This is a genomic window from Ignavibacterium sp. (assembly GCA_032027145.1).
Taxonomy (GTDB): domain Bacteria; phylum Bacteroidota; class Ignavibacteria; order Ignavibacteriales; family Ignavibacteriaceae; genus IGN3.
In genome coordinates, this window is the sequence record JAVSMP010000001.1 from 2,811,223 (window position 1) to 2,837,729 (window position 26,507).

Annotated in this window: 24 protein-coding genes; 14 read left to right on the forward strand and 10 right to left on the reverse strand. The window is 32.9% G+C overall.

The features are described 5' to 3' along the window. Positions 1 to 338 precede the first annotated feature (338 nt). On the reverse strand, positions 339 to 3,056 hold the full coding sequence (locus ROY99_11855) for a C-terminal helicase domain-containing protein (GenBank protein MDT3697070.1): 2,718 nt from the start codon (positions 3,054 to 3,056) through the stop codon (positions 339 to 341). Positions 3,057 to 3,064: 8 nt separating this feature from the next. Further along, positions 3,065 to 3,598 (reverse strand): hypothetical protein, encoded by a 534-nt coding sequence (locus ROY99_11860; protein ID MDT3697071.1) that lies wholly within the window; start codon positions 3,596 to 3,598, stop codon positions 3,065 to 3,067. A 590-nt stretch (positions 3,599 to 4,188) separates the two neighbouring features. On the opposite strand from ROY99_11860, the gene ROY99_11865 reads away from it, so the two are divergent. The 4 genes from ROY99_11865 to ROY99_11880 all read left to right on the forward strand — a co-directional run bounded on the left by ROY99_11865 (position 4,189) and on the right by ROY99_11880 (position 7,730). Beyond that, a complete protein-coding gene (locus ROY99_11865) occupies positions 4,189 to 4,410 on the forward strand; it encodes a ferrous iron transport protein A (protein ID MDT3697072.1) in 222 nt (73 codons plus the stop codon). A gap of 7 nt (positions 4,411 to 4,417) precedes the next feature. Continuing rightward, positions 4,418 to 6,472, forward strand: a complete 2,055-nt coding sequence (gene feoB, locus ROY99_11870) for a ferrous iron transport protein B (protein ID MDT3697073.1) — start codon at positions 4,418 to 4,420, stop codon at positions 6,470 to 6,472. A 68-nt stretch (positions 6,473 to 6,540) separates the two neighbouring features. Continuing rightward, the gene (locus ROY99_11875) at positions 6,541 to 6,990 is read left to right on the forward strand and encodes a transcriptional repressor (protein MDT3697074.1); all 450 of its coding nucleotides are present in this window, start codon (positions 6,541 to 6,543) and stop codon (positions 6,988 to 6,990) included. A gap of 26 nt (positions 6,991 to 7,016) precedes the next feature. After that, positions 7,017 to 7,730: an MBL fold metallo-hydrolase gene (locus ROY99_11880; protein ID MDT3697075.1), complete on the forward strand. Its 714-nt coding sequence runs from the start codon at positions 7,017 to 7,019 to the stop codon at positions 7,728 to 7,730. A gap of 616 nt (positions 7,731 to 8,346) precedes the next feature. Here ROY99_11880 and ROY99_11885 read toward each other — a convergent pair. Beyond that, the gene (locus ROY99_11885; protein MDT3697076.1) at positions 8,347 to 8,982 is read right to left on the reverse strand and encodes a hypothetical protein; all 636 of its coding nucleotides are present in this window, start codon (positions 8,980 to 8,982) and stop codon (positions 8,347 to 8,349) included. A 197-nt stretch (positions 8,983 to 9,179) separates the two neighbouring features. Here ROY99_11885 and ROY99_11890 point away from each other — a divergent pair, with 197 nt between their 5' ends. Next, positions 9,180 to 9,671: a low molecular weight protein-tyrosine-phosphatase gene (locus ROY99_11890; protein ID MDT3697077.1), complete on the forward strand. Its 492-nt coding sequence runs from the start codon at positions 9,180 to 9,182 to the stop codon at positions 9,669 to 9,671. Next, positions 9,649 to 10,515: a fructosamine kinase family protein gene (locus ROY99_11895; protein ID MDT3697078.1), complete on the forward strand. Its 867-nt coding sequence runs from the start codon at positions 9,649 to 9,651 to the stop codon at positions 10,513 to 10,515. The genes ROY99_11890 and ROY99_11895 overlap by 23 nt, the downstream gene beginning before the upstream one ends. A gap of 226 nt (positions 10,516 to 10,741) precedes the next feature. On the opposite strand, the gene ROY99_11900 is transcribed toward ROY99_11895, so the two are convergent. Beyond that, on the reverse strand, positions 10,742 to 11,584 hold the full coding sequence (locus ROY99_11900) for an FKBP-type peptidyl-prolyl cis-trans isomerase (GenBank protein ID MDT3697079.1): 843 nt from the start codon (positions 11,582 to 11,584) through the stop codon (positions 10,742 to 10,744). Between the two features lie 67 nt (positions 11,585 to 11,651). Between ROY99_11900 and ROY99_11905 the strand changes: the two genes are divergently transcribed. Continuing rightward, on the forward strand, positions 11,652 to 12,278 hold the full coding sequence (locus tag ROY99_11905; GenBank protein MDT3697080.1) for a M15 family metallopeptidase: 627 nt from the start codon (positions 11,652 to 11,654) through the stop codon (positions 12,276 to 12,278). On the opposite strand, the gene ROY99_11910 is transcribed toward ROY99_11905, so the two are convergent. Next, positions 12,275 to 13,405 (reverse strand): alpha/beta hydrolase-fold protein, encoded by a 1,131-nt coding sequence (locus tag ROY99_11910; GenBank protein MDT3697081.1) that lies wholly within the window; start codon positions 13,403 to 13,405, stop codon positions 12,275 to 12,277. The two genes, ROY99_11905 and ROY99_11910, sit on opposite strands and share 4 nt — an antisense overlap. A gap of 61 nt (positions 13,406 to 13,466) precedes the next feature. Here ROY99_11910 and ROY99_11915 point away from each other — a divergent pair, with 61 nt between their 5' ends. From ROY99_11915 to ROY99_11930, 4 genes are read left to right on the forward strand one after another with little or no spacing between them, the layout of a single operon-like run. After that, on the forward strand, positions 13,467 to 14,423 hold the full coding sequence (locus ROY99_11915) for a hypothetical protein (protein ID MDT3697082.1): 957 nt from the start codon (positions 13,467 to 13,469) through the stop codon (positions 14,421 to 14,423). Continuing rightward, entirely contained in the window at positions 14,423 to 14,959 is a 537-nt protein-coding gene (locus tag ROY99_11920) for a GNAT family protein (GenBank protein MDT3697083.1), read from the forward strand. The genes ROY99_11915 and ROY99_11920 overlap by 1 nt, the downstream gene beginning before the upstream one ends. Further along, a complete protein-coding gene (locus ROY99_11925; protein ID MDT3697084.1) occupies positions 14,949 to 16,409 on the forward strand; it encodes an RNase adapter RapZ in 1,461 nt (486 codons plus the stop codon). Before ROY99_11920 ends, ROY99_11925 begins: the two co-directional genes overlap by 11 nt. Further along, positions 16,409 to 17,128: a nucleotidyltransferase family protein gene (locus ROY99_11930; GenBank protein ID MDT3697085.1), complete on the forward strand. Its 720-nt coding sequence runs from the start codon at positions 16,409 to 16,411 to the stop codon at positions 17,126 to 17,128. The genes ROY99_11925 and ROY99_11930 overlap by 1 nt, the downstream gene beginning before the upstream one ends. Before the next feature lie 17 nt (positions 17,129 to 17,145). On the opposite strand, the gene lptB is transcribed toward ROY99_11930, so the two are convergent. Genes lptB through kdsA form a run of 5 tightly spaced genes read right to left on the reverse strand, consistent with a single transcriptional unit; the run spans position 17,146 to position 21,614 of the window. Beyond that, positions 17,146 to 17,883 carry an LPS export ABC transporter ATP-binding protein gene (lptB, locus tag ROY99_11935; GenBank protein MDT3697086.1) on the reverse strand — a complete coding sequence of 246 codons (738 nt, stop codon included), beginning with the start codon at positions 17,881 to 17,883 and terminating at the stop codon, positions 17,146 to 17,148. A gap of 5 nt (positions 17,884 to 17,888) precedes the next feature. After that, positions 17,889 to 19,274 carry an OstA-like protein gene (locus ROY99_11940; GenBank protein ID MDT3697087.1) on the reverse strand — a complete coding sequence of 462 codons (1,386 nt, stop codon included), beginning with the start codon at positions 19,272 to 19,274 and terminating at the stop codon, positions 17,889 to 17,891. Beyond that, positions 19,271 to 19,810, reverse strand: a complete 540-nt coding sequence (gene lptC, locus ROY99_11945; GenBank protein MDT3697088.1) for an LPS export ABC transporter periplasmic protein LptC — start codon at positions 19,808 to 19,810, stop codon at positions 19,271 to 19,273. The genes ROY99_11940 and lptC overlap by 4 nt, the downstream gene beginning before the upstream one ends. Continuing rightward, positions 19,807 to 20,778 (reverse strand): KpsF/GutQ family sugar-phosphate isomerase, encoded by a 972-nt coding sequence (locus ROY99_11950; protein ID MDT3697089.1) that lies wholly within the window; start codon positions 20,776 to 20,778, stop codon positions 19,807 to 19,809. Before ROY99_11950 ends, lptC begins: the two co-directional genes overlap by 4 nt. Before the next feature lie 20 nt (positions 20,779 to 20,798). Further along, on the reverse strand, positions 20,799 to 21,614 hold the full coding sequence (gene kdsA / locus ROY99_11955) for a 3-deoxy-8-phosphooctulonate synthase (protein ID MDT3697090.1): 816 nt from the start codon (positions 21,612 to 21,614) through the stop codon (positions 20,799 to 20,801). A gap of 564 nt (positions 21,615 to 22,178) precedes the next feature. On the opposite strand from kdsA, the gene ROY99_11960 reads away from it, so the two are divergent. The 3 genes from ROY99_11960 to ROY99_11970 are packed head-to-tail and all read left to right on the forward strand — an operon-like array spanning position 22,179 to position 26,472. Then, a complete protein-coding gene (locus ROY99_11960; GenBank protein MDT3697091.1) occupies positions 22,179 to 24,647 on the forward strand; it encodes a PIG-L family deacetylase in 2,469 nt (822 codons plus the stop codon). Further along, a complete protein-coding gene (locus ROY99_11965; GenBank protein ID MDT3697092.1) occupies positions 24,647 to 24,781 on the forward strand; it encodes a hypothetical protein in 135 nt (44 codons plus the stop codon). Before ROY99_11960 ends, ROY99_11965 begins: the two co-directional genes overlap by 1 nt. Continuing rightward, positions 24,778 to 26,472, forward strand: a complete 1,695-nt coding sequence (locus ROY99_11970) for a sodium:solute symporter (GenBank protein MDT3697093.1) — start codon at positions 24,778 to 24,780, stop codon at positions 26,470 to 26,472. Before ROY99_11965 ends, ROY99_11970 begins: the two co-directional genes overlap by 4 nt. The last annotated feature ends 35 nt before the right edge of the window (positions 26,473 to 26,507 follow it).

Consider the following 26,507-nt stretch of genomic DNA (forward strand, 5'->3'; position numbering starts at 1 on the left):
AATATAGAGTAAAGACCGGAACAAGGATAATCAATGACTAAAAATGACCTAATGACTTTTTCCTTCTGCCCTATCCCTCTCTTTTCAAGAGAGGTTAGGTGAGTTCAAATAGTTAGAAGCAATAAGTAAAAAAACAATAAATGACCACCAATGACCTAATGACTTTTTCCTTCTGCGCTATACCTCTCTTTTCAAGAGAGGTTAGGTGAGTTTACAGGGCTTGAGGTGAGAGGAAAGAAGTCAGAAGTAAGAAGTTTTACGATTAAATGACCACAAATGACCCAATGACTTAATTACTTTAAAGCCATCTCCAATCTCCCCTATCCCCTTTTGATCAGCTACCCGGCTTTTTTTCTTGTAAGTTGTGCTTTAAGATCCAGAGTTATAATTAAATTTGCAAGCTCTCTGCCGTCAATATACATTGTGCCGTTAGTGATACGTTCGTTAAATTCTCCGTTAGTAATGATAAATTTCCTTTTAATCTCATTTGCTGCTGGTTTAAAATGGACTACTTCTTCATAGTCTTCTTTTCTAACATTGGTTGTAAGCAGACATTTACAATGCAGATTAACCGGTGTAGATCCTTTACGTGCTTTACCGATAATATAAAACATAGGTTCATCATCAATATCCATAATTGTAATATCGCGGTAGCCGAGGAAACTGAAAAAATACTTCATTATTGCTTTGTATCCGCTAAGATCAATTGATTGTAGTTTATTAAGCACTTTATTACGATCATTGTTAAGTGACTTTTTGTAACCATCATTCATACCGAAAATAGTAAGCCAGTCATCAGGCGTAATTAATTCTGATAATGTTTCACTTTTTATATTATCAAAAAGATATCTGTTTGAAAAACCTTTTTCTTCAAGTACATAAAGCAGATCTTCTTCAAATGTTTGACGGATGTTATAATTGTACATTACCACTGAAGATGCAGCTGGATCATTTATACCAATTTCATCATCATTTTGCCATACAGTAACAGGATTCCACCACAGATCAAAATTAAATATATATGATACTTTGGAAAGATTAAGTTTTAATCGAGATGGTTTCAGATTTGTCAGCAGAACGGTTACATCGCTTCTGTCGTAAAAATTATCGAGTGAGTTTTTAAGGTCCTCTGCAGACATACCATTACGTCCGACAACAAATCTTACATTATTCGCATCAAAAACCTTCTCTAATTTTTTCATTCCATTCTCATCGTACTGAGTAAACACAACAGCTTTTTTCTTGTTGCTATGAACAGCATTTAGTTGTTCAGTTAACAGATTGGCTTTTGGACTTATATTCCGGAATGAGGAGAAATTGAGTATCTGTTTTAGTTTGTGAATGATTGTAAATATATTACTCTGAAACCTGATTGGATTCGGGCTGTCAAACAGAGTATTAAGTTCTTCCTTCGCTTGAGTTATTGCTTCATTGTATTCAAATAACTGCATTTCATCTGGTGATAACCAAATATCTTTTATTAAAGCAGTATGTTTTCCTTTCCTTAGATCTTTAATCGTATTACCAAAAAAAGCTAATTCTATTTTTTGTGTGAAAGGTAATTCCTCAAGATGTTTTTTAAGCGCTTTCTGATTATTAATTGCAGATAAAAACCAAATATAAGTTGGTTCAATATGGGTAATAATCTGATCTATCTGCTGAGATGCATAACGATAATTGATTAGTTCATCAAATAAAACCAGATCAATTTTATCAAAATCCTTTAGCTCTGATCTACCAAGATCATCAATATCTGCAAACCAGATAACAGATGCCCCTTTAACTTTTCTTGTTGTACCGGGTTCATATTTTTTTATCTTTAATTCTCGTGTAAACTGTTTAAATGAATATGACCAGAATTCTTTAAATCTGTTCTTCTCACTTATAAGAAGAATAGATTTAATACTGCCCTTCTTGAATAAGTATGAAAGCGAAGCAGCAACAGAATTAAATTTTTCGCAGCCCAGTTCATCACACAATACTGCAAAGGGATTGGATGTTAGAAATTCACCCTGACTTATATCATAAGGATCAAGTTGATTAAGTGAAGATGAAAAATCTGTCCAGCTTAATTCCCGATAAGAAGATAGAAGACTGTTAATAATATTTTTTGTACCCTCTGTAATCCGCTCATCATTAAGGGCATCAATAATTACAGGATCAAAATTCTTTTGTTTGACTACAACTTTTTTGACTATTGTTCTGGGTAAATCTATTCGCACTTTAAATACCGGATGAGGTATATCGAAAGACGGCGAATAAAACTGCACATCTGCAGGAATCAGATAATCAAACGGAATAAAATGTGAAACTGCTGTACTGTTAATAATATCATCAATACCGGGCACTTTAATTTGTGCGACATCGGGCAACGATATATATGAATTATTCAGATCATCAGATATAGAAAGCGACTCTTCAAATTGTTCGACACTAAGCAGATCAATATTAAAAACTTCTGGAATCAGATCAGCCAGATAATCTTTAACCTCCGGTAGTGAAATCAAATATGGAACTTCCTTTATTGGTTTCTCTTCAATTTCGAAATCGGGATTTGAATGCGGGACAGACTGTAAAATAAATGTGTCTGACTTATCACTTGTCTCTGATTTACTTACAATAAACAAAGGTGATTGATCCAATACTTTTGTCTGCTCACCTATAAATAAAGAAGACTGATCAACTACCTTAGGAATCTGAGGAAGTTGAGAGTTGAGACTGTAAATCTTTACTTCATCAAGCAATCTTTCTTTAAGAGTAAACAATTGAGGTTTTGTAAGACCAAAAAATATCAGATAAGCTCTTGGATGTTCCAGTAGATATTTTTGTTTTAAAGCAGGTATATCAAGGATATCAAGCTTGAATTTTAATTTAAGTGAGTTAGGTAATTTAAGCTGTTCAACTTCAAAGCCATCCAGCACTTCAGAATAGTAAAGAGCTTTTACCTCATGGTTTTTAATACGCGGAGGTCTAAGCCATTTTGCAAAATGGAAATCATCTGTAAGATCTATCTTAGCAACTTTAGACGCTATTTTAGATCGTGCTGTCCGGATCATATTGATACTTAATCGTTAGTGCGCTGTAGCTGTACCTGTTCGCAAGCAGCTTTAAGCCTTTCGAATGGTTCAGATAAGTTGCGTGATTCTGATATTTTTTCCAGACTTGCTTTAATACCCTTTAGTTCTTCAGCAAACTTTTTTGAAGTTTCGATAAAACCTTTTGCTGCTCCGTTCATAGGAGTATTGAGTGCCTCAAGTGCAGTATTACTGATTGATTTCTGTTTTTCATCAGAAAGAAGACGAATAACTCTTATTCCCTGTTTCTGGTTAGCACCGAGAAATAGCGGATCTTTCACAATTATCAGATCTATTTGTTCATTAACAGCATTTAGCAAAGGTACAGATATTAATTCAACCAAAATATGTTCTAATAAAACATCACCGTATAATGTTTTCTGAAAGCTGGTAGGCTTTATTGGTGCTGTAACCCTGAATTCCAGCGGTTTTGTTTCTGCATCAGTTACAAGAATGGCTCCCATCACTCCGCCATTATCATTAAGTGTATAGGTTTCAAGAAAAGCTAATTTTGCAATTTCCATCATTATTCTCCGACTAACAAATTATTGATAAATTTTCTATCAAAGATTTTCAATATTAGTGCCATGATTTAGACAGAAATAAGCTTAGTTGATAATTTGAATTTAGAAGTAAAATATACAGGTGAAATAATTATAGGGTGTCAAAAGTGACGCATAAAACCTTGTTTAACAAATAAAAAAGAAGAAAACTTATTTTCAACAAAATTATTTTCTGTTAATATACTTTTTGCATGAATATTCTACCTGATACAATCAATGGTTAATTGGTATGTAAAAAATTATTTCAGGTAATTTATTTTACATAAGAAGAAATTTTTGTCTGAATGTGGAAAAATCAAATATTAAAAAAAGATATTTAAATTGAGATTTAACTTAAATATATGATTGCAATTGAGTAATCATTATATAATGTGTAGTTAGTCAAATGACAAATAATAACCATTTATAAATAATTAATGTTCATAAGCTGCTGATCAATCTCCAACCTGCATTAACCTAATTCCTAGATCAGCAACTTCACATCTACTTGACAGTGAGAAAAGTATTATCTATCTTTATATAGACTTAATCTAAATAATTTGCAAGAACTTATGAAAACAGCTTCAAAATTAAATTTCGGTGAAAAAGGGATTATATCTGATATAGATAATACACATCCGTCATTTAGAAGAATATTAGAAATCGGTTTTACTCCAGGTCAGGAAATACAATTAATAAACTCATCTGCATTTAATGATCCATTAGCCTTTTCTTTAAGAGGAACTTTAATTGCAATAAGGAAACAAGAAGCTGATTGTATAATTTTATCCTGAGAGTGTGATGAATAATGACTCAGCAGTTAAGCTGCAGTTAATAACATTAGTAGGTCCGCCAAACTCCGGTAAAACAACTCTTTTTAATTTACTAAGTGGAAAAAATTTAAAGACAGTAAACTATCCCGGCTCTACAGTTGAATATTCAATTGGTAAAATACAAAGTAGATTTGATATAAATGCAGATATACTTGATTCACCTGGCATAATTAGTTTAAATCCAAATTCTCCTGACGAAGAAATTTCTGTAAACTCTCTTTACCATCATCCAATTTATGGTTCACCGAATTTGGTAATAACTACTGTTGATGCAAGTCAGATATCACGGCATTTATTATTATCTATGCAGCTTATTTCATCTGGTTTTGATGTAATAGTTGTGCTAACAATGAACGACATTATGGAAAAAAGAGGGTTTAAGGTTGATGAGAAAAAACTTTCAGAAGAACTTGGATGCAATGTAATTAAAGTAAATGGTAGAACAGGTGCCGGAATAGATGAATTAGTGAATCAGTTGAAACATAAAACTGGTGATAATGGTTCTGCATCAAAATCGAATAATCAGACTATAGAAAAAGTACCGAAAAAGATTTTTGAAAATGCTGGAAAAGAGCAGTTGTTAAAGCTATATTCTGATATTGAGGAAATTGAAAAAAAGGTAATAACTCCCCTGCCGGCTTTATCAGAAAAGAATTTGCTGAATGCTAACAAAAGTCTTAAGATATTAAACCCAACATTAAGATCGGGGAATAATCAGCCTGATGAATTAACATTGAAGATAGATAAATATCTGCTTGATAAACGCTTGGGATTAATATTTTTCTTTCTAATTATGTCATTGATGTTTACATCTATTTTTTGGGCTGCTGATCCATTTATGAATTGGATAGATGGGTTTTTTGGATGGCTCTCTTCAATTACTGCAGAGTATTTTGGTGACACATGGTACGGTGATTTAATTGCTGATGGAATTATAAGCGGCACAGGTTCAGTGTTAGTATTTTTGCCGCAGATTTTAATATTATTCTTAATACTTGGTTTATTAGAGGATACAGGATATTTAGCTCGTGGTGCAATGTTAATTGATAAACCTTTATCAAAAATTGGATTGAATGGTAAATCATTTGTTCCAATGCTATCAGGATTCGCTTGTGCAATCCCAGCAATACTTTCTGCACGTACAATTTCTAACCGGAGAGAAAGGCTGCTTACTATTTTCATAATACCATTAATGAGCTGCAGCGCCCGTTTGCCTATATATGCATTATTAATTGCATTCTTAACACCGTCAGATAAATTATGGATAGGTGGTATCGTATTAGCAATTATATATATTGCCAGCACGATTGCTTCGTTGATAATTGCAGCAATTATAAATAAATTCAATAAAAGATTAATTAAAGCAGAAGATAATTCTTCCTTTATATTAGAGCTACCTGCTTATAGAATGCCAAAAGCAAGAGTCGTAATCAGAAATTCTTATGATAACGCAAAGCAGTATATCCTAAGAGCTGGCCCTGTAATAATGGTTTTATCAATGATGATTTGGTTTCTTACTTATTTCCCGAATCATAGCCCGGTTATAGACGAAGCAGGATTAAATAATGAAGAAATTGAACAGATGATAAAATCAGAAAGACTTGCAACATCCTACGCTGCAGATATGGGTAAATTTATCCAGCCGGTTATGACTCCTTTAGGAATGGACTGGAGAGTTGGTGTTGCATTGATTTCAGCATTTGCAGCTAGGGAAGTATTTGTTAGTTCCTTAGTATTAATCTTCAAAGTAACAGACAGTGGTGATATTCGGGCATCAATGATTTCAGCAATGAGAAATGCAAAAATTGAAGAGACAGGTGAGCAGTTATTTACTCCGGCTACTACTTTGGGGTTAATTGTTTTTTTTATGTTTGCATTGCAGTGTTTGTCAACGGTTGCTGTTTCAAGAAAAGAAACAGGCGGATGGAGAATTCCCATTTTACAGATTGTGATATTTACTTCAACCGCGTACATACTTACATTTTTTACTGTTAATGTATTAAGATATGCAGGTATTGCTTAGGTAAATAATATGTCTGATATTAAAGCAGCATTAAAGTATTCTTTTATGATAATAATTGAGTTAAAAAAGTGAGAAACGAAAAAGCAGCAGAGGTATTCAGGGAATTTTTAAAAAAAGGTAAAAACCGGATAACACCTGAAAGATTTGAAGTCCTTGATGAAGCACTTGAACATGAAGGACATTTTGGAGCTGATGATCTTTTTATTAAACTAAAGACATCAAAATCCAAGGTGTCTCGAGCAACAGTTTACAACACCTTGGAACTTTTAGCACATTGTGATCTTTTAAGTAAGCGTAATTTTGGTGACAATATTACAAGATATGAAAGCAATTACAAACGCCAAACCCACGATCATCTGATTTGTGTTGACTGCGGAAAGATAGTTGAGTTTTCGGATCCAAGATTAAACATAATGCCTAAAGAGATCAGCGAGAAACTGGGTTATGAATTGGATAGCTATTCCTTTAATATTTTTGCCAGATGTAAGAATAAAAAAGACTGCCGCACGAAGAAATAATCTTATAAACAAACACACCTTAGACTATGAAAAAAATTAAATATCCAATAAGCTGGAGCAAAGATAATTTTTCAATAAAGATTTTCTGTTCGATACCGAATATTGCAACAGGAATACTTGTTAAAGCATCTGAAACCTTTTTTATAGTTGATCCGGGTGATGGTATATTAAGAGACCTTAATAAAGAACTAAAGCCAAATCAGATATTACAAGTATCAGACATTTTTATTACACACGGACATCACGATCATGTTGGAGGTGTTTGGTCTTTATTGACATATCTGCGTGTTATGAATAAAACATCTCTGCTTACGATTCATTTTCCCAAAGGATGTATTGAGATTTTACATATACACAATGCATTTAAAAAAGTGTATGGAGATGATCTGCCTTACAAAATAAAACTAAATGAGATTGATAAAAGCAAGCCTTTTGTCACAAACAAAGTGAAAGTGACCCCATTCCCGGTAGTCCATAAAGAGTATTTATTTGATAAGAAAACAACAAGACAGGTACCTTCACTTGGTTTTAAATTTACTTTTGAAAAAAAGAATATCTGTTATGGTGGCGATACTGCATATTGTCTCGAACTTGTAAAACAAGCAAAAGGAGCAGACCTGGCAATTATTGAGGCAGGACACGATGAAGATACTCCTGATGGAATACACATGACATTGAATGAAGCAAAATCAATCGGCGAGACAGCAAAAGAGTATTTCTTAGTGCACGTACCTGAATAATTATATAAAACCTTTTAGAGATTTTTAAGCTAACAGTAAGAATTATATTTTGTTATTTTTTTTATGACAGTTGTGAATTCAAAAAGGAATAAATTTAAAACCTCATAAATGTGGATTCCATTTAATTGCAGATCAAACTCTTTTGTCTTACCGAAATAAAAAAATAAAGCCAGTCTTAATAATTTATAATTGGATATACATTTGCCTTGTTGTAAATAAACTAAACTGATGATTACGATACAAGAGTTAATGTGGATATTTTCATTTTTGAATTTGCAGCTAATAAAATAATTATACTAATAACTTGGTAGGAAGTAACCATATTCTTCACACTTCAAGACCTCAATTTTGAGAACTCAATAACAATTTCTATAACTAACAGAAGATTAAAACTTGTTGCCTGCTGTATATATATTTATCTGAGCACAGAGATTACAGCTGAAGTAGAAAGATCTGAAAAGCAATATCACAGAACGAAACAGTTTAGACAATCAGCCGAAAAAGGATTGAGACAGGTTTGAAAACAGAGGATAATTGTAATAAAACAAACCCACTGACTTTTAACTGAGTTATCTTTATAAATACCAAAAAGAATTGTTAAGACTGCTGAAGATTACTAATAAAAAAATCTTATACCAATTCTACTCATAAATCCACTCATATTATATGATCTTTCCAAAACAGTAGCTGGAAAATCAAATCTGTCATCTTTGTAAGTCCAACTTGGATGCGATCTATGATAAGTTATTTCACCAAACAACTCCGAGCGGGGACTAATGGCAACCGCTGCACCAATTGTTACACGCCAGTTAAAGTCAAACGCTGCTTCAAATTCATCATCCATTGGATCTTGAAAATTTCGATAATTAATAATTAACAATTCAGCACCCATAAAACCAGCGGCATAAAATTGTGAATGATTAGATGTTGGAAAGCGTGCTGTTAAACCGAACATTAAAGGAAAATCATGAATATTAGTTGAAGCCCTTAATTCATTAACCTCACCGAGTGCGCCGGGATAATAGTAATTTAATTCAGTCACAAGTTTTTTATCAACATAATTTCTGCTAAACCAATCAAGGCTCCAGTTCCAGCTAAAGAATTTGTCAACATGTTTGCCGCCTTCAATCCCTAATATAAAACCGCCATCTGATGCCGATGGATTGAAGTAACCGAGTTTTACCGCGCCTGTATTCCATTGCCCAAATACAGATAGATTAATAAATACAAGTAATAATGATAAGCGTTTCATAAATCACCATTTGATTTATTTTGAGCTAAACCAATCTTAGTGCCATAATATTCTTTGATGTTCTTAAAGAAATTTCATTGTTTATCAGGTGTATGTATTCAGAATCAAACAAATAGGTGTAGAAAAAATAGAACGATATTAAATGTTTTTTTAATTTGCGATATTGAAAAATCAATAAATAGAAAAGGAGGATTTAATTGATAAAAGTTTTATTTGTTTGCACTGGTAATATATGCCGTTCCCCTGCTGCAGAAGGAATTATGAAAAAGAAATTAATTGATTCAGGATTAGACAAATATGTTGAAGTTGATTCGGCAGGAACAATCGGATACCATACCAATGAACTACCAGACGAAAGGATGCAAATGCATGCTTTAAATAGAGGCTACACACTTGACCATCTTGCCAGAATATTCGATCCGAATATTGATGGAGATAAATTCAATTATATTCTAATAATGGATGATTATAATTACGATGCTTTGACCAGAATGGATACAAGTAATAAGTTCAAGAAAAAAATATTAAGAACAACAGACTTTTCTTCACACAAAGAAATTCGTGAAGTGCCTGATCCTTATTGTGGGACAAGCGAAGAATTCGAAAATGTGTTAGACATTCTTGAAGACAGTATAGATAATTTTATAAAATTTATCCGCAAAGAAATTGAAAAGAGAAGTATTAAATAAGATAGAAAATTTTCTTTCTGATAATATTAAAGATTGCAAATCCGTTGCAGGCGGCTGCATAAATGATTCACAGATACTAACTACAGAAAGGAGAAAAAAATACTTTTTAAAATTCAATTTGTTTTCTAACAAGGATATGTTTCAAAAAGAAGCTAATGGCTTAATTGAACTAAAGAAACCAAGTGTAATCAGAGTTCCAGATGTAATATCAATTGATAATGACTATCTATTATTGGAGATGATAGAACAAGGTAATAAAGGAAAAACCTTTTGGGAAGATTTTGGCAGAAACTTTGCAAAACTGCATAAATATTCTGGCGAGTCCTATGGTTTTTGGGAAGATAATTATATTGGCTCAACTCCACAATTGAATTTACCAGAAGAAAATGAAAAAACTGATTGGTGCGAATTTTATTTTAATAAAAGATTATTGTTTCAATTCAGGTTAGCCGAAAAAAACGGTTATGCTGATTCAATATTAAAATCAGCATTTGGAAAACTTGAAAAGAATATTTTTAAAATACTTGGGAATGAACTTTTCACTCCTTCCCTGCTACATGGTGACCTTTGGAGTGGAAATTTTATTATTGATATAAATGGTAATGTGTGTTTAATTGATCCGGCTGTTTATTATGGCAACCGCGAAGCTGATCTGGCTATGACAAAATTATTTGGTGGATTTGATCAGGTATTTTACGGTGCTTACAACGAAGTATTCCCTTTTGATGATGGTTATCTATACAGAGAAAACATTTATAAACTTTATCACGTTCTCAATCATCTGAATTTATTCGGAGGCGGATACTATGGACAAGCTCTTAACCTGATGAAATATTATTCTTAATTCTTTGATTTAACAAGAAGCAACTTCTTTGTTTAGATTATAACAGATTTGGATTAACTCTGATAATTAAGAATATGAATCTAAATTATTTAGTAGGGTAAATAAATTCAATCGAATATTAGCAGGATTAATTTATGTCACCCATAGCAAGCTTAGGGTGACATAAAAATAATTTTAATAAAATCGTAATTACACTTCTGATAATTTTATCATCTGCAAATAGACTTTATTGCTGATCTTGTGCAGGAACTATATCTACCATTTCAACATCAAAGATCAAAGTTGAATTTGGCGGTATCTTCCCCATATCACGCTGACCATAAGCTAGATTAGCAGGTATAACAAATCTTGCTTTACTGCCTTTTTTCAGAAGCAGCAAACCTTCGTCCCAGCCGGGAATTACCTGGCCAACCCCTGCAACAAAAGTTATTGGCTCATCGCGTTCAACACTGGAATCAAATTTAGTTCCATCAAGTAAAAATCCGCTGTAGTGAACAACAACAGTTTGAGCAGGCTTAACATTTTCACCGGTACCTTCCTGAAGTATAAAATATTTTAATCCGCTTGGAGTTGTCTTTAATGAAGTTGAATCAACATCCCACATATTAACAGCAGGAACTTCTTTTGCCAATAATAATTCTATAACAACTTTAATGTCTGTGTTGGGAGGAATCGGTCCCATTCCTTCTTTTCCATAAGCTAGATTTGATGGAATAATGATCGTTCTTTTACCGCCTGGTTTCATCCCTACCATTCCTTCTTCAGAACCTTTAATAAAGGAATCAGATCCGAGAACAAACTTTATCGGTTGATTCATCATATAAGAATTAGCAATCAAATCATTATTTTTTGTAGTATCAACTACCCAATCACCAAACAAATTTGCAGAATCTTTAATAATCCATCCCCTATAATTTATTTCGATAAGATCACCATTTTTTGCACTATAACCTTCGCCTTGTTTATCGTCAAAATATTTCAAACCGGATTTAAGTGTTATAAAATCAGGGTCGCCAGAACAGCCATAAATTAAAACAGCACTAAGAAGAACAATGAGAATACTTTTCATAAAATTTCCTTTAAATTGAGGTGTGAATATATCTATTTATGTAAATAAAACATAGATAATTAAAAGTATGAAAATCCTGTTTAGCATAATTAGCACCGTGCTGTTTGTATTATATAGTTTAAATACTGAAGCACAAACTTTTAATCATGATGAAGAAGTAATAGTTGACTGCAATTATTCACTTGAGGAAGCCTTATCAGGAATAGATATACCTAAAGCTATTAAAAAAAATCTTGTGCTGCTGAACGTCGAATATTATTCCTTTGATAATAAACTGCATAGAGGACAAATTGTATTGCACAAAAGGGCTGCAAAAGATATTATTGAAATTTTTGAGATTATAATAGTAGTCAAATTTCCTATAAGTAAAGTAATACCTATTGCTAAATATAAATGGTCAGATGAGGATTCAATGAATGATAATAATACCTCGGCATTTAATTATAGAAAAGTGAAAGGACAAAAAACATTATCTGCTCATTCATATGGCTTGGCAGTAGATATAAACCCAGTACAAAATCCACATATAAAGCGAAATATTGTACAGCCCGTAAACGGGAAGTATGATATTAACTCTGCAGGAACAATATTAAAAAATTCCAGAATTGTTCAGGAATTTAGAAAACGAGGCTGGCAATGGGGCGGAACCTGGAGAAGTTCACAAGATTATCAACACTTTGAAAAGAAAAATTAATCATCTGCAGGGAATAGAAATTTTAACATTTCAGGCACTCTTTTAGCCCAGGCTGATTCAGAATGATCCGCATTTTTATCTTCAACATATAAAATATCTTTACCGGTTACATATCCACGATTTAATAAAGCTTCAAGCATTTCATTAATACCAGGCTGTAATCTTTCATCAACTCCTTTTCCACCATTATAGAAATAGAGTTTAATATCTTTCCTTGCTCCCGAATAATTTTCAACTGAGGTAACATAATCAAATTGATCAATTTTAAAAGCCGGTGAAAAACAAGCAGCTTTTGAGAAAACATAATCATATTCCCAAACAAGTATAAAAGAAATTAGTCCGCCGAGAGAAGAGCCGCATATAGTTGTATTTTCTCTATTATCTAAAGTTCTATAAGTTACATCAATAAATGGTTTAAGCTGATTTACAATAAAATTCATATAAGCATTACCTAAAGGAGTATTACTATATTCTGAATTTCTTTTATCCGAGTTATAAATTCCAACAATAATCATTTCATTTATCGAATGGTTTTTAATTAAACTATCTGCTGCTTCATCAATCTGCCAATCAATACCAAATGCAGAAGTCAGCGGATCAACAATATTCTGTCCATCGTTCATATATAAAACCGGATATCTTTTATTTTTCAACGAATCATAAGATGGCGGGAGCCAGACTATAATATCTCGGGCGGGAATATTTATTCCGATAAAATTTTTATGATAACGTACACTCCCGGTTATTTTCCCTTTAAAGTCATTATGCTCTTTACCCCAATTATTAAATTTAAAAACCAGTGTAGTGTCATTTGTAATATTCATTTGAAAGTTAGGAAACTTTTTCCCAGCTGAATCTAAAGCTTCCATATCCCAACTGCCCAATGTAAATTTAAACTCAAGCTTTTGATGTTTTTCAAAAACAAATTCACGGCTCCAGGTAGAATCATTAATTTTAAGAAGCTGAACTAAAGATGGATTCCACTCGCCAAGTAGTTTATGATTCCCGGTTATACATATAACCGAGTTTTCATCTGACAATTTAGAATTAACAATAAACTTACATTTTACCTGAGGTTGAAGTTCAAAAAAGGAAAGAAGAAACAATGAAAGTAAAAACTTTTTCATATAAAATTGGTGTAAATTTGTTAAGCTAAATATAGTAAATTAGTAAAGCTTTTTACTGACTATGAAAAAAATATTATTAATTTTAGTTTTTTATTTACTAATTGCCATAGGTTGTTCTGATCGGGAACAATACACAGGTATTAACGATCCTGATATAACTGGTTTATTTACAGAAATCAAAGGTAGTATCTCGGGTGAATTGAATTTTTCCGATTCACCTTTTTTAGCAACCGAAGATCTCATTGTTGATTCAGGTAAAACGCTAATCGTTAATCCCGGAGTAGATATTTTTTTCGAGGAAGGAATAAGATTGATAATCAAAGGTGAACTTATAATTTCGGGAACAAGAACAAGAACTATATTATTTGCTTCGTATGATAAAAATAAAAAGTGGGCAGGTATTAAAATATTAAATGCTGATAAAAAAGCTGTCATTGATTTTCTATACATTAAAGATATCCATGAAGAATCAGATACTTTTAACTCAAGTATTTCAATATTTGATTCAGAAACCGATATTTTTCATAGTTTTATTTATCAAAATTCTGCATTAAGCGGAGGCGGTTTAGGTATTTCCAATTCAAATGTGCAGATTGTTAATAATGTTTTCAGAGATAATTTTGCAGATAATTATGGGGGAGCTGTTTATGCAGAACAATCTGATATAAAAGTAATCAATAATACTTTTTATAAAAACACAGGTTATAATAGCTGCGGCGGCATTTTGATATATCAACCGGTTAAAACAGAAATACAAAACAATATCTTTTTTAAGAATACGAATCGAATGGGTATAGATCATTACTTTTATTCATCACAAGACAGTTCAACTTTACTGGAACAATACAATTACTTTGCTTTTGGAAATATGGATCCATTATTTTTTGATAATGATTATCTGACACTTTATTATTTGTCGCCTTGTAAAGATGCTGGCAATCCTGATTCAGTATTTAATGATTACAACGGCAGCAGGAATGATCAGGGTGCTTATGGAGGACCTAAAGGAAACTGGTAATGATAGAATTACATTTTGACAATTATCTTATTAGATCATATAAGGAAACAGATGCTGAATCACTTTCTTACAATGCAAATCATCCCGATATTACTAAGTATCTCGGAGAAGGTTTTCCATTTCCATATACTATTGAAAACGCTAGGCAATGGATAAGGTTTGCTCTGGAAAAAGATACAAATTTATTTTTTGCTATCGTAAGTGAAGATAAGGTAATCGGTGGAATAAGTGCAACGCCTTATTCTGATGTTCATAGATTCACTGCTGAAGTAGGTTTTTGGCTCGGTAAAGAATTCTGGAACAAAGGAATTACATCCGGAGCACTTAAGACCTTTTGTAATTTTCTTTTTACAAAATTCAATTTTAACAGATTAACAGCCAAAGTATTTGAAGGAAATGATGCTTCAAAAAAAGTACTTTTAAAATGCGGATTTTCACTTGAGGGTATTCATCCTGAGAGCGTTTTCAAAAATGATAAATTTGAGGCCCATTATACTTATGGATTATTAAAGAAAGATTTTAAATATGATCGCTAATCATCTTAAACTCGATTTGATCAGAGAAACTTTTAAAACTTGGTACGGTAAAAAAGCTGATTTTATCCTCAAGCTTCCTCAAACTGCTTCTTACAGAGAATATTACAGAGTCTCTTATAACAACCACACAGTTATAGGAGTGATAAACGAAGACAGAAAAGAAAACGAAGCATTTTTATCATTTACAAAAGCATTTAATAAACTGAACCTTAATGTTCCCAAGGTATTATATGAAGACCTAAATAAAGATATTTATCTGTTAAATGATCTGGGAGATACTACTCTCTATTCTGTTATTCACGCAAATAAACACGATTATAATTCTGCTCCGCAGCTAATAGAACTTTATAAAAAAACATTAGAACAATTATTAAAATTCCAGATTACCGCTGATAAATCTATAGATTATAACTTTTGTTATCCGCGTGCAAAATTTGACCGGCAATCTATTGTGTGGGATTTAAATTATTTTAAGTATGATTTTTTAAAACTTGGTAGAATTCCATTTGACGAACAATTACTTGAAAATGATTTTAAGACATTTGCAGATTTTGTGTCTTCGATTAAAACTGACTATTTCCTTTACAGGGATTTTCAATCCAGAAACGTAATGATAAAGGATGAACAATTATTTTTTATTGACTATCAAGGCGGAAGAAAAGGGGCATTGCAATATGATGTTGCTTCTCTTCTGTATGATGCAAAAGCAGAAATACCACAATATCTTAGAGAAGAATTGTTAAATCATTATCTCGATAAACTCGAATCTGATTATGGTCTGAGCAGAGATGAATTTATGAAGTCATTTTATGCATTTGTTCTTTTAAGAATTATGCAGGCTATGGGGGCTTATGGTTTCAGAGGATTATTTGAGAAAAAAGTCCATCTTATAAAAAGTATTCTGCCTGCCAGAAAGAATCTCAAGTATCTGCTTGAAACCGGAAAACTTGATTTTGATATTCCCCATCTTCATCAAGTTTTTAGAAATATTATCTCATCTGATGAATTTAATATTTATGAAGAAAGATTCCTGCCTAATGAAAAACTATCAGTAACTATAACAAGTTTTTCTTATAAGCGGGAGATACCGATTGATCTGGCTGACAACGGCGGAGGATTTGTATTTGATTGCCGCGGATTGAATAATCCCGGAAGACATCTTGAATATAAACTATTAAATGGAAGAGACTCTGATGTGATCAGGTTTTTAGTAAATAATTCTAATGTTGCTGAGTTTATGGATAGTGTATATAAATTAGTTGATTCTACAATAGAGAAATATTTAGAACTTGGTTTTAAAAATTTAATGGTTAATTTTGGATGCACTGGCGGACAGCATAGATCTGTTTATTGTGCAGATAAACTTTATGAGTATCTTAAAAATAAGTATGATATTAATGTTTTTCTTTCACATATTGAACAAGGAATTAAAGAAGAGGTGGTAAGATAATGCAGGCAATGATCTTGGCAGCGGGATTAGGGACAAGGTTGAAACCTTTAACAGATGATACTCCAAAAGCACTTATCAAAGTTTACGGGAGAACATTACTTGAAACTGCGATAAGAAACCTGATTGAATATGGCTTTAATAAGATTGTTATTAATGTTCATCACCATGCGGACAAAATAAAACATTTTATTGAAGCAAATACTTTTGCCGCAGATATTTTTATTTCAGATGAAACTGATCTATTATTAGATACCGGCGGAGGAATTAAAAACGCATTACGTTTTTTTGATAATCTCCCTGTTCTGATTCATAATGTTGATATAATTTCAAACCTGAACTTGAGCGAGTTTTATAATTATCATCTCTCTGACGATTCACTCGCATCACTTGTTGTAAGTAAAAGACTGAGCAGCCGTTATTTACTGTTCAACAAAGATAATATCTTATGCGGGTGGGAAGATATTAGAAAAAATGAAAGAATAGTTGTAAGAGAAGAGCCGGATTATCAGCAATTAGCTTTTAACGGAATACATCTTATTAATCCAGAACTGATAAAAAAATTTCCTGAGGAGAAAGTATTTAATGTAATCAAAGCATATTTAACTGCAGCAAAAACTGAAGAAATCAATGCTTACGTCTGTAATGATATAAAATGGATTGATGTTGGTAAAATAGATTCATTGCAAAGAGCCGAAGAACTTGTAAAAAAGATTTTCTGATAGTGCCCTGCTTTTATTTACTCATATCTATCCAGTTTAAACTTCTCACCAAGATATAGTTTTCTTACTTCTTCGTCATTTGCTAACGCATCGGCACTTCCCTGCTTAAAAATAACTCCATTGATTAAAATGTAAGCCTTATCAACGATGCTTAATGTTTCATGCACATTATGATCAGTAACCAAAACTCCTATTCCCCTGTTTTTAAGATTAGAAACAATGTTCATAATATCTTCAACTGCAATCGGGTCAACACCGGCAAAAGGTTCATCCAGTAAAATAAAACTCGGATCAGTAGCAAGCGCTCGTGCAATTTCAGTTCTTCTTCTTTCACCGCCGCTAAGTTGAAATCCGATGCTTTTTCTAATATGAGTTATTGAGAGCTCTTCAAGAAGTTTTTCACATTTTTCCTTTCGTGCCTTGGCGTCCAGCTTAGTCATTTCAAGGACAGCCAGTAAATTATTTTCTACAGATAAGGTTCTGAAGATAGATGCTTCCTGGGGTAAATATCCGATACCCATTCTTGCTCTTTTATACATTGGTATTTTTGTAATATCTGTTTCATCCAGAAATACTTTGCCTGATTCTGGTTTTATCATTCCTGTAATCATATAAAAGGTTGTGGTTTTACCAGCGCCGTTAGGACCCAGCAAACCCACAATCTCCCCTTTTGATACTTTAACAGATGCTTTGTTTACAACTGCTCTTTTTTTATAAATCTTAACAAGGTCTTCGCTTCTTAAAGTAGTACTCATATTTTTTATTTAAATTTATTCAGAAGATTATACATTTCAGTTTTAACTGGCTTATTTTTATGAACAACAAATCTTGGCAGCAGATAGTCCTTTTCATTTCCCGCAACTTGTTTTTCTGGATAGAATTCGCTGGCAGGATCTTTATATAATTTAACTTCAGTTACTTCGTTATTCTCAAAAATAACAGTTGTGGAAGCAGAATTTGATTTAGTCAATCCATTAGCTGTTTCACCATCATACATATAATAGATAGAAAACACATTACCATAAAACTCTGCACGAAAGATTTTGCCTTGATTAAAAAAAAGTTTTATCTGTGCGCTTGAAGTTTGATCATATCGTTTAAGATAATTCTCATTTTGTGAGAGCATAAAAGAACTGCCGTCAACATCAAGTTGTTTTATCTTATTTTCTACAAGATAGATCGTGATTGAATCTCCTGTTAACTGAGAGTTTTCGTTCCATAAAACCGGTTGTGCTGATTCAGAATTTATTTTGCTTGTTACAATTCTTTCATCATTACGATAAAATATAGTCAGGTCATTAATTGAAGCAAAATTTTCTTTTAATATTTTTACTGAATCAATCGCAAAAAATCTTTCGGCTGAATCCCGGTATGCTTCCATTATCCTGGATTTAATAAATAAAGTATCAAGCTGAATCGTTTCTGTTCCGTCTTCATTTTGTGTAAATGTTGTATCAACCTGAATAAATAAAGGATCACGATCTACTAATGAATATCCTTTCTGCCTATAGTCTTCAAGATGTTGCCCAAAGATCTCTGAATTATTTTTCAGATTAACTAATCTTACATTACTAAAAGCAAAAGTAATTTTTGTATTTCTGAAATGTTCAAGAGTATCAGCATAAATCTGGTTTTCACCATCGAAGATAAGAACATCCCCCACTGCAATTGCTCTGTTCTGCTGCTGGTAATAAGTCAGTTGATTTGAGGTTAAGGTTGTTGTTGTATCATACAGCTTAACTTTGGATTGAAAAAATGCACGGTCTTCATTAAAATAATATTCTCCACTGTCAGCAGTAAGGATAACCTTTTTATCATCAAGATAAACACCGGAAGTGCTTTTTGTTTTTTCAAGATTACCAAAGTAATAGCCGTGCGGGGTTTTAATTGTTAATGTATCTTTAGTTGCAATAACATTTCCGATAAGTTCAGCTTCGTTACGCGAAATATATTGAATAGCTTTATTACAGGTAATCCTTACTTTACCCTGAGTTAAGACTACATTCCCGTAAACCTCCCTTGTAGATTCTCCGTTTACCATTCGCCCTACAAGTGAATCACCAATTACAGTAATAAGTTTACTATGCTGTGCAATGGATATAACTGACAGAAGAAAAACACAAATCAATGTTAGCTTTACTTTCATTGAACAGTATCCGCTCTTGTAACATAGGTTATATTATAGATAACATAATTTTTCAGATTCTGATCGGATTCAAATCCATAACCTTCAATTTTTTCCTGAGGAGAAATAACAGTAACAAATTTATCAGAAACAATTTTCCTGTCTTTGTTTCTCCACATCATCTCTTCAGTGCGTATTGTTACACTATCACTGTAAACAACAACACTGTCAATTGCAAATAAATTATTTGTGGTTTCATCAACTCTTCCATTTTTGGAAGTAAGTGTTGATGTTTTTAACTCATCATTATTATAAAAATCAACTTTGATGTTTTGATCCAAAAAAGTCTCTCGTTTATCATCAAATTTTTTCAGATGCCCTGCCCAAAGTATTGCTTTTGTTTTTCCGGAATCAGAAAAAGTAACAACAGAGTTCCAGCTTTCCTGTGACGGCAATTCCTGAGTGTTCAGATTAACATCAACTGCAGGTTTAACCCGTTTTGAAGAGCAACACTGGAAAAGAGCAAGAAATGAGATGAAGACTAAAATATACTTCATCTGTTTTGCAGCCCGAGATTTATAAGATCATGAAGATGAATAATGCCGATTGGGTGTTCGTGATCATCAACAATAACAAGACTCGTAATTTTAAAGTTTTCCATCTGCTGAAGTGCAAAAGAAGCCAGATATTCTTCCTTCAACACTTTTGGATTTTTTGTCATTACATCTTTTGCTAACAGTCCGCTGATATTAAGTGTCTTTTCCAAAAGTCTTCTTAAATCACCGTCAGTAATTATACCACTTAGTTTGCCGGATGAATCAACAACACAAGTTGTACCTAATCGTTTACTTGTAATTTCAAAAATCACATCTTTAATTGATGCGTCTTGTTTTACAATCGGAATATTAACTCCAGTTATCATAACTTCTTTAATCTTCAACGAAAGCCGTTTACCAAGACTGCCGCCGGGATGAAGGAAAGCAAAATCTTTTGGAGTAAAATTTCTTTTTTTAAGCAGTGATACTGCAAGTGCATCACCAAGGACAAGAGTTGCAGTTGTTGATGCCGTTGGTGCAAGGTCATAAGGGCAGGCTTCTTCTTTTACTGCTATGCTTAAAAATATATCACACTCACGCGCAAGTTTTGATTCTCTGTTACCGCTCATCGCAATAAGTTTAACATTTAATCTCTTAAGCATTGGGAGCAGATTAGCTATTTCTTCAGTGTTTCCGCTTTTTGAAATCAAAATAACAACATCTTCACTTCTTACCATTCCAAGATCACCGTGCAAAGCATCAGTCGGATGTAGAAAAATTGCGGCAGTTCCTGTTGAGTTAAGTGTTGCAACTATTTTCCTTGCAATCAGACCGGATTTACCCATACCGGTAAAAACAACTCTGCCTGTTGAATTAATTATTGTTTCAACGGCATCTACAAAATCTCCATTGATGCTATTTTCAAGATCAGTAATGGCTGAAGCTTCGATCCTGATTACTTCTTTTCCGTGTTTTATAATATCATTCAAGTCTATTTTCCTAAGTGTGATTAATAATTTTTAATTAACCGGTCAATCTTTAATAAATCAATCAGCAAAGGTTTTAATTCATTTAAAGGAAGCTGACTAGCGGCGTCACTAAGTGCATTTTGAGGATCAGGGTGAACCTCCAGAAAGATTGCATCAATACCAACTGCTGCTGCTGCACGGGCAAGCGGTTTAATAAATTTTGGCTGTCCGCCACTTACCAAATCTTTACTCGGCAATTGAACTGAATGAGTTGCATCCATTACAACCGGATAACCAAGCTCTCTCATTATAACCAGCGACCGCATATCAACAATAAGATTATGATATCCAAAAGTGGTTCCCCGTTCAGTGAGTAATATTTTATTATTTCCCGTTGATGCAACTTTTTCGGCTGCGTGTTTCATATCCTCGGGTGCAAGAAATTGTCCTTTTTTAATATTAACAACTTTACCGGATTTTCCAGCAGCTATTAACAAATCAGTCTGCCTTGAAAGAAAAGCGGGTATTTGAATTATGTCGGCTGCATCATCAAGCATCTCAATATCAGATTCTTTGTGAATATCTGTTACAATTGAAAGCCCGAGCTTTTGTTTTACTTTTTTCAGAATTTGGATTGACTCTTTATCGCCCAGCCCTGTAAAAGATTTTAGATTTGTTCTGTTTGCCTTTTTAAAACTCGATTTGAAAAGGAAAGGAATGTTAAGCTCATTAGTAATTTTACTAATAGCTTCAGCAGTTTCTAATATCATCTTTTCGTTTTCAACAACACAAGGTCCCGCAATTAATACAAAAGGATTGTTATCACCTATCTTTATCCGGTTGATATTTATTTTCATAAGATTTTTCTGTTATTCATTGGTGAAAATAAAAAAAATATCGCTCTTAATGAATAAGCAAAACTGAATTATAGGTGAAATAAAATGATAAGGTATTGTTGCATTGAGCGAAGTCCAAACGTGACGGAAACAAAGGTCAGTCTTCGACTCCGCTCAGACTGACAGGAACAAATAGTCATCCTTTAACTGGCTCAGGATGGCAGGCAGAAAGCTAAGGATGACGAAGGTTAAAATTGTCACACTGAATTTATAGAAGTGTGAGTCTATCTAAATGTGTGTTATAAAGAAAAAGTAAAACCATACGTCACTTTGAGCGAAGTCCAAACGTGACGGAAACAAAGGTCAGTCTTCGACTCCGCTCAGACTGACAGGAACAAATAGTCATCCTTCGACTAGCTCTGGATGACAGACAGAAAGCTAAGGATGACAAATGATGAATCCATGATGAAAGACTATGCTGCATTAAAATTTTATAAAAATACTTGTGATTTTTTATCTTGGATTATTCTATCAATTAAATTATAATCGGTTTAAAATTTTATCTATTTAATAACTTCTGAATTTATGAAATTAAAACTGACTGCTATTTTTTGTATGACTGCATTAATATCAATTTACTCGCAACCTTTTCCAAACTTAAATTCATCAGAAATAAAACTTGGTCTGAAAAAATTAAATATTCTTGGCAGTGTATTATATGTAGGAGCTCATCCTGATGACGAAAACACAGCTGTAATATCTTATCTGGCAAAGGGTAAATTATTAAGAACAGCTTATCTTTCAATTACCCGCGGCGATGGAGGACAAAATCTAATCGGGACAGAGCAATCCGAACAGCTTGGAGTTATAAGAACTCAGGAATTACTTGAAGCAAGAAAGATTGATGGTGGTAAACAGTTTTTTACCCGCGCACTTGACTTTGGTTATTCCAAATCTCCGGAAGAAACATTTAAAATCTGGGATAAGAACACAATACTAAGCGATGTTGTCTGGATAATCAGAAAATTTAAACCAGATGTGATTATTGCAAGGTTTCCTGAAACCGGCGAAGGCGGACACGGACATCATACTGCTTCTGCAATTCTTGCTTCTGAGGCTTTTGATCTAGCAAACGATCCGAACGCTTTTCCTGAACAACTTAAATATGTTACTACATGGCAGCCAAAAAGAATTTTCTGGAATGCCTGGGCTAAAACATTGGAAAATAAAAATATTGATACAGCAGATCTTCCCACAGTGAATGTTGGCGAGTATAATCCACTGCTCGGTAAATCCTATACAGAAATTTCTGCTCTAAGCAGATCAATGCACAAAAGTCAGGGTTTTGGTTCATCGGCTACAAGAAATAATCTGCTTAACTATTTTGTACTGCTTAAAGGTGAATCAGTTAAAAAAGATTTGTTTGAAGAAATTGATTTTTCCTGGAACAGAATTGAAGGCGGTGAAGAAATACAAAAATTAATTGATAAAGCCATCGCGGAATTTGATGATGAAAATCCTTCTGCAATAATTTCCTATTTAGTACCGATATATTCCAAGATAAAAAATCTTAAAGATGAATATTGGAAAGAAGTAAAGCTTACAGAGGTAAAAGAATTAATCCGCTCATGTGCCGGTATTTGGATTGAAGGGATTGGCAGTGATGAATATGCTGCTGTTGGCAATCAAATAAAAATCCAAACTTCGATTGTTAACAGAAGTTCTGAGAATTTTATTCTCAGAGATATCTCTGTAAATAATGAAACCCGGAAAATCGAAAATGGTATTTTGAAAAAAGGTGAAATGTTTACCAGCGATTTTGTTATTCCAATTGCTGATGATGCAACAATCACTAATCCTTATTGGTTAGTAAAAGAACAACGCATCGGAAGTTTTGTTGTGGATGATCAAAGAATGATTGGACTGCCTGAATCAGCTGCTCCATTTAACTGCATTTTTACAGTTGAGATGTACGGTGAAACGATAGATTTTTCAGTACCGTTATATAAACGAATAACTGATCCGGTTGATGGCGAACTATACACCCAAGTTAAGATTGCGCCGCCGGCAGTAATCAACATCGAAAAAGATCTTTATTTCTTTAACGGCTCATCATCAAAAGAAATAAAAGTAACCATACAATCCTTCAAGGATAATTTATCTGGAAAAGTAAGTTTTGATATTAATAACGGATGGAAAATAGAACCTGCAGTATTTGATTTTTCTGAAATGAAAATAAATCAAAAAAAAGATTTCTTTATAAAAGTTACTCCGGGTCAATCAACTGATAAATCTGAGATCACTGCAAAAATATTAATCGACGGCAGAGAATACACAAAAAAGATTATCCGCAAACAATACAAACATATAATGCCTCAGACAATTTTTCAGGATTCTAAAGCATTACTTCAATCGTACGATCTTACTAAAACTAAATTAAAGAAAATTGGATACATATCCGGTTCAGGTGATTTAATTCCAAATTTCTTAAGCGATCTCGGATTTGATGTTGTTATTTTCGATGATAAACAATTCAGTCAGAATCAATTAGATCAGTACGATGCAATAATAACAGGTATCAGAGCATACAATACCAGAAATGAACTTGCAGCATTCCAAAAAGAGCTATTCAAGTATGTTGAAAATGGAGGAACTCTGATTTCTCAATATAACACTACAGCCCAATTGATCTTGAATCCCGGGATATTTCCAATGAAAATATCACACGATAGAGTTACTGATGAAAACAGTACTGTTAAAATTTTGAACAAGGAACATAAAATATTTAACTATCCTTATAAAATATCAGAAAATAATTTCAAAGGATGGATACAGGAAAGAGGATTATATTTTCCAAACGAATGGGATGAAAAATATGAAACCCTTTTATCTATGAATGATAATGGCGAAAGTGAAAAACTCAGTTCAATACTATATGCTAAGTATGGCAAAGGAGTTTTTATTTACACAGGTTTATCTTTTTTCAGAGAAATTCCGGCAGGAGTTGAAGGTGCAATTAAATTATTTATAAACATTCTTCACTCGGGTATTTAATGCCTGATACGAAAAATAAAACAGAAGATGCACCTCCATTATTTGGTTCCTGGAAAATAATTTATTCGTTTGTAATAATTGAGTTAATAATTCTTATCACACTTTTCTTTATTCTTACTAAGGTATTTAGTTGAGCGCAATTGATTGGATTGTACTTTGCGGATTTACAGGTTTTATTGTTTTCTTTGGAATTTGGAAAACTCATAAAACAAAAGATACTAATGAATACTTACGAGCAGGCAAAACCAGTTCGTGGTGGGTTGTAGCATTATCAATAATGGCTACACAAGCTAGTGCAATTACATTCTTATCAACTCCCGGGCAAGCATATGTAGATGGAATGAGATTCGTTCAGTTCTATATCGGATTGCCAATAGCGATGATTATTTTATCTATAACTGCAGTTCCTGTTTACAGTAAACTTAATGTTTTTACTGCTTATGAATATCTTGAGATTAGATTTGATCTTAAGAATAGAATATTAGGAAGTGTTTTATTTTTAACACAAAGAGGGCTCGCAGCAGGTTTTACAATATATGCACCAGCTTTAATTCTATCAGTAATACTCGGATGGAATATTCATACAACAATTATTCTGATGGGTCTGCTTGTAATTCTTTACACAACGATTGGCGGAAGCAGTGCTGTTAACAGAACACATATACTTCAAATGGTAATTATAACTGCTGGTATGTTCACTGCTTTCTTTATGATTATTTCATTTCTATCGAAAGATATTTCATTTATTGATGCAGCACATATTGCTGGTAAAATGGGTAAACTAAATGTAATAGACTTTTCATTTAACCTGAGCGACCGCTATACTTTCTGGTCTGGTTTAATTGGCGGAACTTTTTTAATGCTAAGTTATTTCGGCACTGATCAATCGCAGGTTGCAAGATATCTTGCTGCAAGAAATATTACACAAAGCAGAATGGGTTTACTTGTAAATGGATTAGTAAAAGTACCGATGCAGTTTATTATCTTATTTATTGGTGCAATGGTTTTTGTGTTTTTTCAATTTGTTACTCCCCCGCTCTTTTTTAATCCTGTTGAAACTCAAAATGTTAAAAGCGGAAAATATTCTGAGCAATACACTAACCTCGAACAGGAATTTGGGATGGTTCATCTTGAAAAGAAAAGCATTATTTCGGAAATGGTAAACAAAAATTCTGGTTCAGGAATTAATTATCATAAAAAACTTTTAGAGCTTGAACAAAAAGGAAATCAAATCAGAGACGAAGCTAAATTATTGATCAAACAGAATAATCCTTCTGCTGACTTAAATGATACAAATTATATTTTTATAACATACATTGTCAATTATCTTCCTTTAGGTTTAATTGGTTTACTGTTAGCGGCTATACTTGCAGCATCAATGTCTTCAACATCAGCTGAGTTAAATTCACTTTCGTCAACAACGATGGTGGATATTTATAAGCGGCTGATTTATAAAAATGGAACTGATGAGCATTATCTTAAATTTTCCAAATTTGCTACTGTTGGCTGGGGCTTTTATGCTATAGTTTTTGCTTTGTTTGCAAACGAACTCGGTTCACTTATCGAGGCAGTAAATATTCTCGGCTCACTTGTATATGGAACAATACTGGGGATTTTTCTGACAGCTTTTTACACAAATAAAATTACCGGGCATTCAGTTTTTTTTGCTGCAATAATTTCGGAGCTGGTAGTTTTATATTCTTACTTTTTCACAGATATCCCATTTTTATGGTATAATGTTATCGGATGCTTACTTGTATTTTTAATCAGTAGTTTGATTAATCCGATCATTATAACAAGATCAAAAAACAAAACAATCGGTTAAAACCTTACTTGTTTGAGCGGGAATTATTATTTTTG

Coding starts and splice junctions, on each gene's coding strand:
- ROY99_11855 (MDT3697070.1), bottom strand. CDS start 3,056: ATGATCCGGACAGCACGATCTAAAATAGCGTCTAAAGTTGCTAAGATA.
- ROY99_11860 (MDT3697071.1), bottom strand. CDS start 3,598: ATGGAAATTGCAAAATTAGCTTTTCTTGAAACCTATACACTTAATGAT.
- ROY99_11865 (MDT3697072.1), top strand. CDS start 4,189: ATGAAAACAGCTTCAAAATTAAATTTCGGTGAAAAAGGGATTATATCT.
- feoB (MDT3697073.1), top strand. CDS start 4,418: ATGAATAATGACTCAGCAGTTAAGCTGCAGTTAATAACATTAGTAGGT.
- ROY99_11880 (MDT3697075.1), top strand. CDS start 7,017: ATGAAAAAAATTAAATATCCAATAAGCTGGAGCAAAGATAATTTTTCA.
- ROY99_11885 (MDT3697076.1), bottom strand. CDS start 8,982: ATGAAACGCTTATCATTATTACTTGTATTTATTAATCTATCTGTATTT.
- ROY99_11900 (MDT3697079.1), bottom strand. CDS start 11,584: ATGAAAAGTATTCTCATTGTTCTTCTTAGTGCTGTTTTAATTTATGGC.
- ROY99_11905 (MDT3697080.1), top strand. CDS start 11,652: ATGAAAATCCTGTTTAGCATAATTAGCACCGTGCTGTTTGTATTATAT.
- ROY99_11910 (MDT3697081.1), bottom strand. CDS start 13,405: ATGAAAAAGTTTTTACTTTCATTGTTTCTTCTTTCCTTTTTTGAACTT.
- ROY99_11915 (MDT3697082.1), top strand. CDS start 13,467: ATGAAAAAAATATTATTAATTTTAGTTTTTTATTTACTAATTGCCATA.
- ROY99_11920 (MDT3697083.1), top strand. CDS start 14,423: ATGATAGAATTACATTTTGACAATTATCTTATTAGATCATATAAGGAA.
- ROY99_11925 (MDT3697084.1), top strand. CDS start 14,949: ATGATCGCTAATCATCTTAAACTCGATTTGATCAGAGAAACTTTTAAA.
- ROY99_11930 (MDT3697085.1), top strand. CDS start 16,409: ATGCAGGCAATGATCTTGGCAGCGGGATTAGGGACAAGGTTGAAACCT.
- lptB (MDT3697086.1), bottom strand. CDS start 17,883: ATGAGTACTACTTTAAGAAGCGAAGACCTTGTTAAGATTTATAAAAAA.
- ROY99_11940 (MDT3697087.1), bottom strand. CDS start 19,274: ATGAAAGTAAAGCTAACATTGATTTGTGTTTTTCTTCTGTCAGTTATA.
- lptC (MDT3697088.1), bottom strand. CDS start 19,810: ATGAAGTATATTTTAGTCTTCATCTCATTTCTTGCTCTTTTCCAGTGT.
- kdsA (MDT3697090.1), bottom strand. CDS start 21,614: ATGAAAATAAATATCAACCGGATAAAGATAGGTGATAACAATCCTTTT.
- ROY99_11960 (MDT3697091.1), top strand. CDS start 22,179: ATGAAATTAAAACTGACTGCTATTTTTTGTATGACTGCATTAATATCA.
- ROY99_11965 (MDT3697092.1), top strand. CDS start 24,647: ATGCCTGATACGAAAAATAAAACAGAAGATGCACCTCCATTATTTGGT.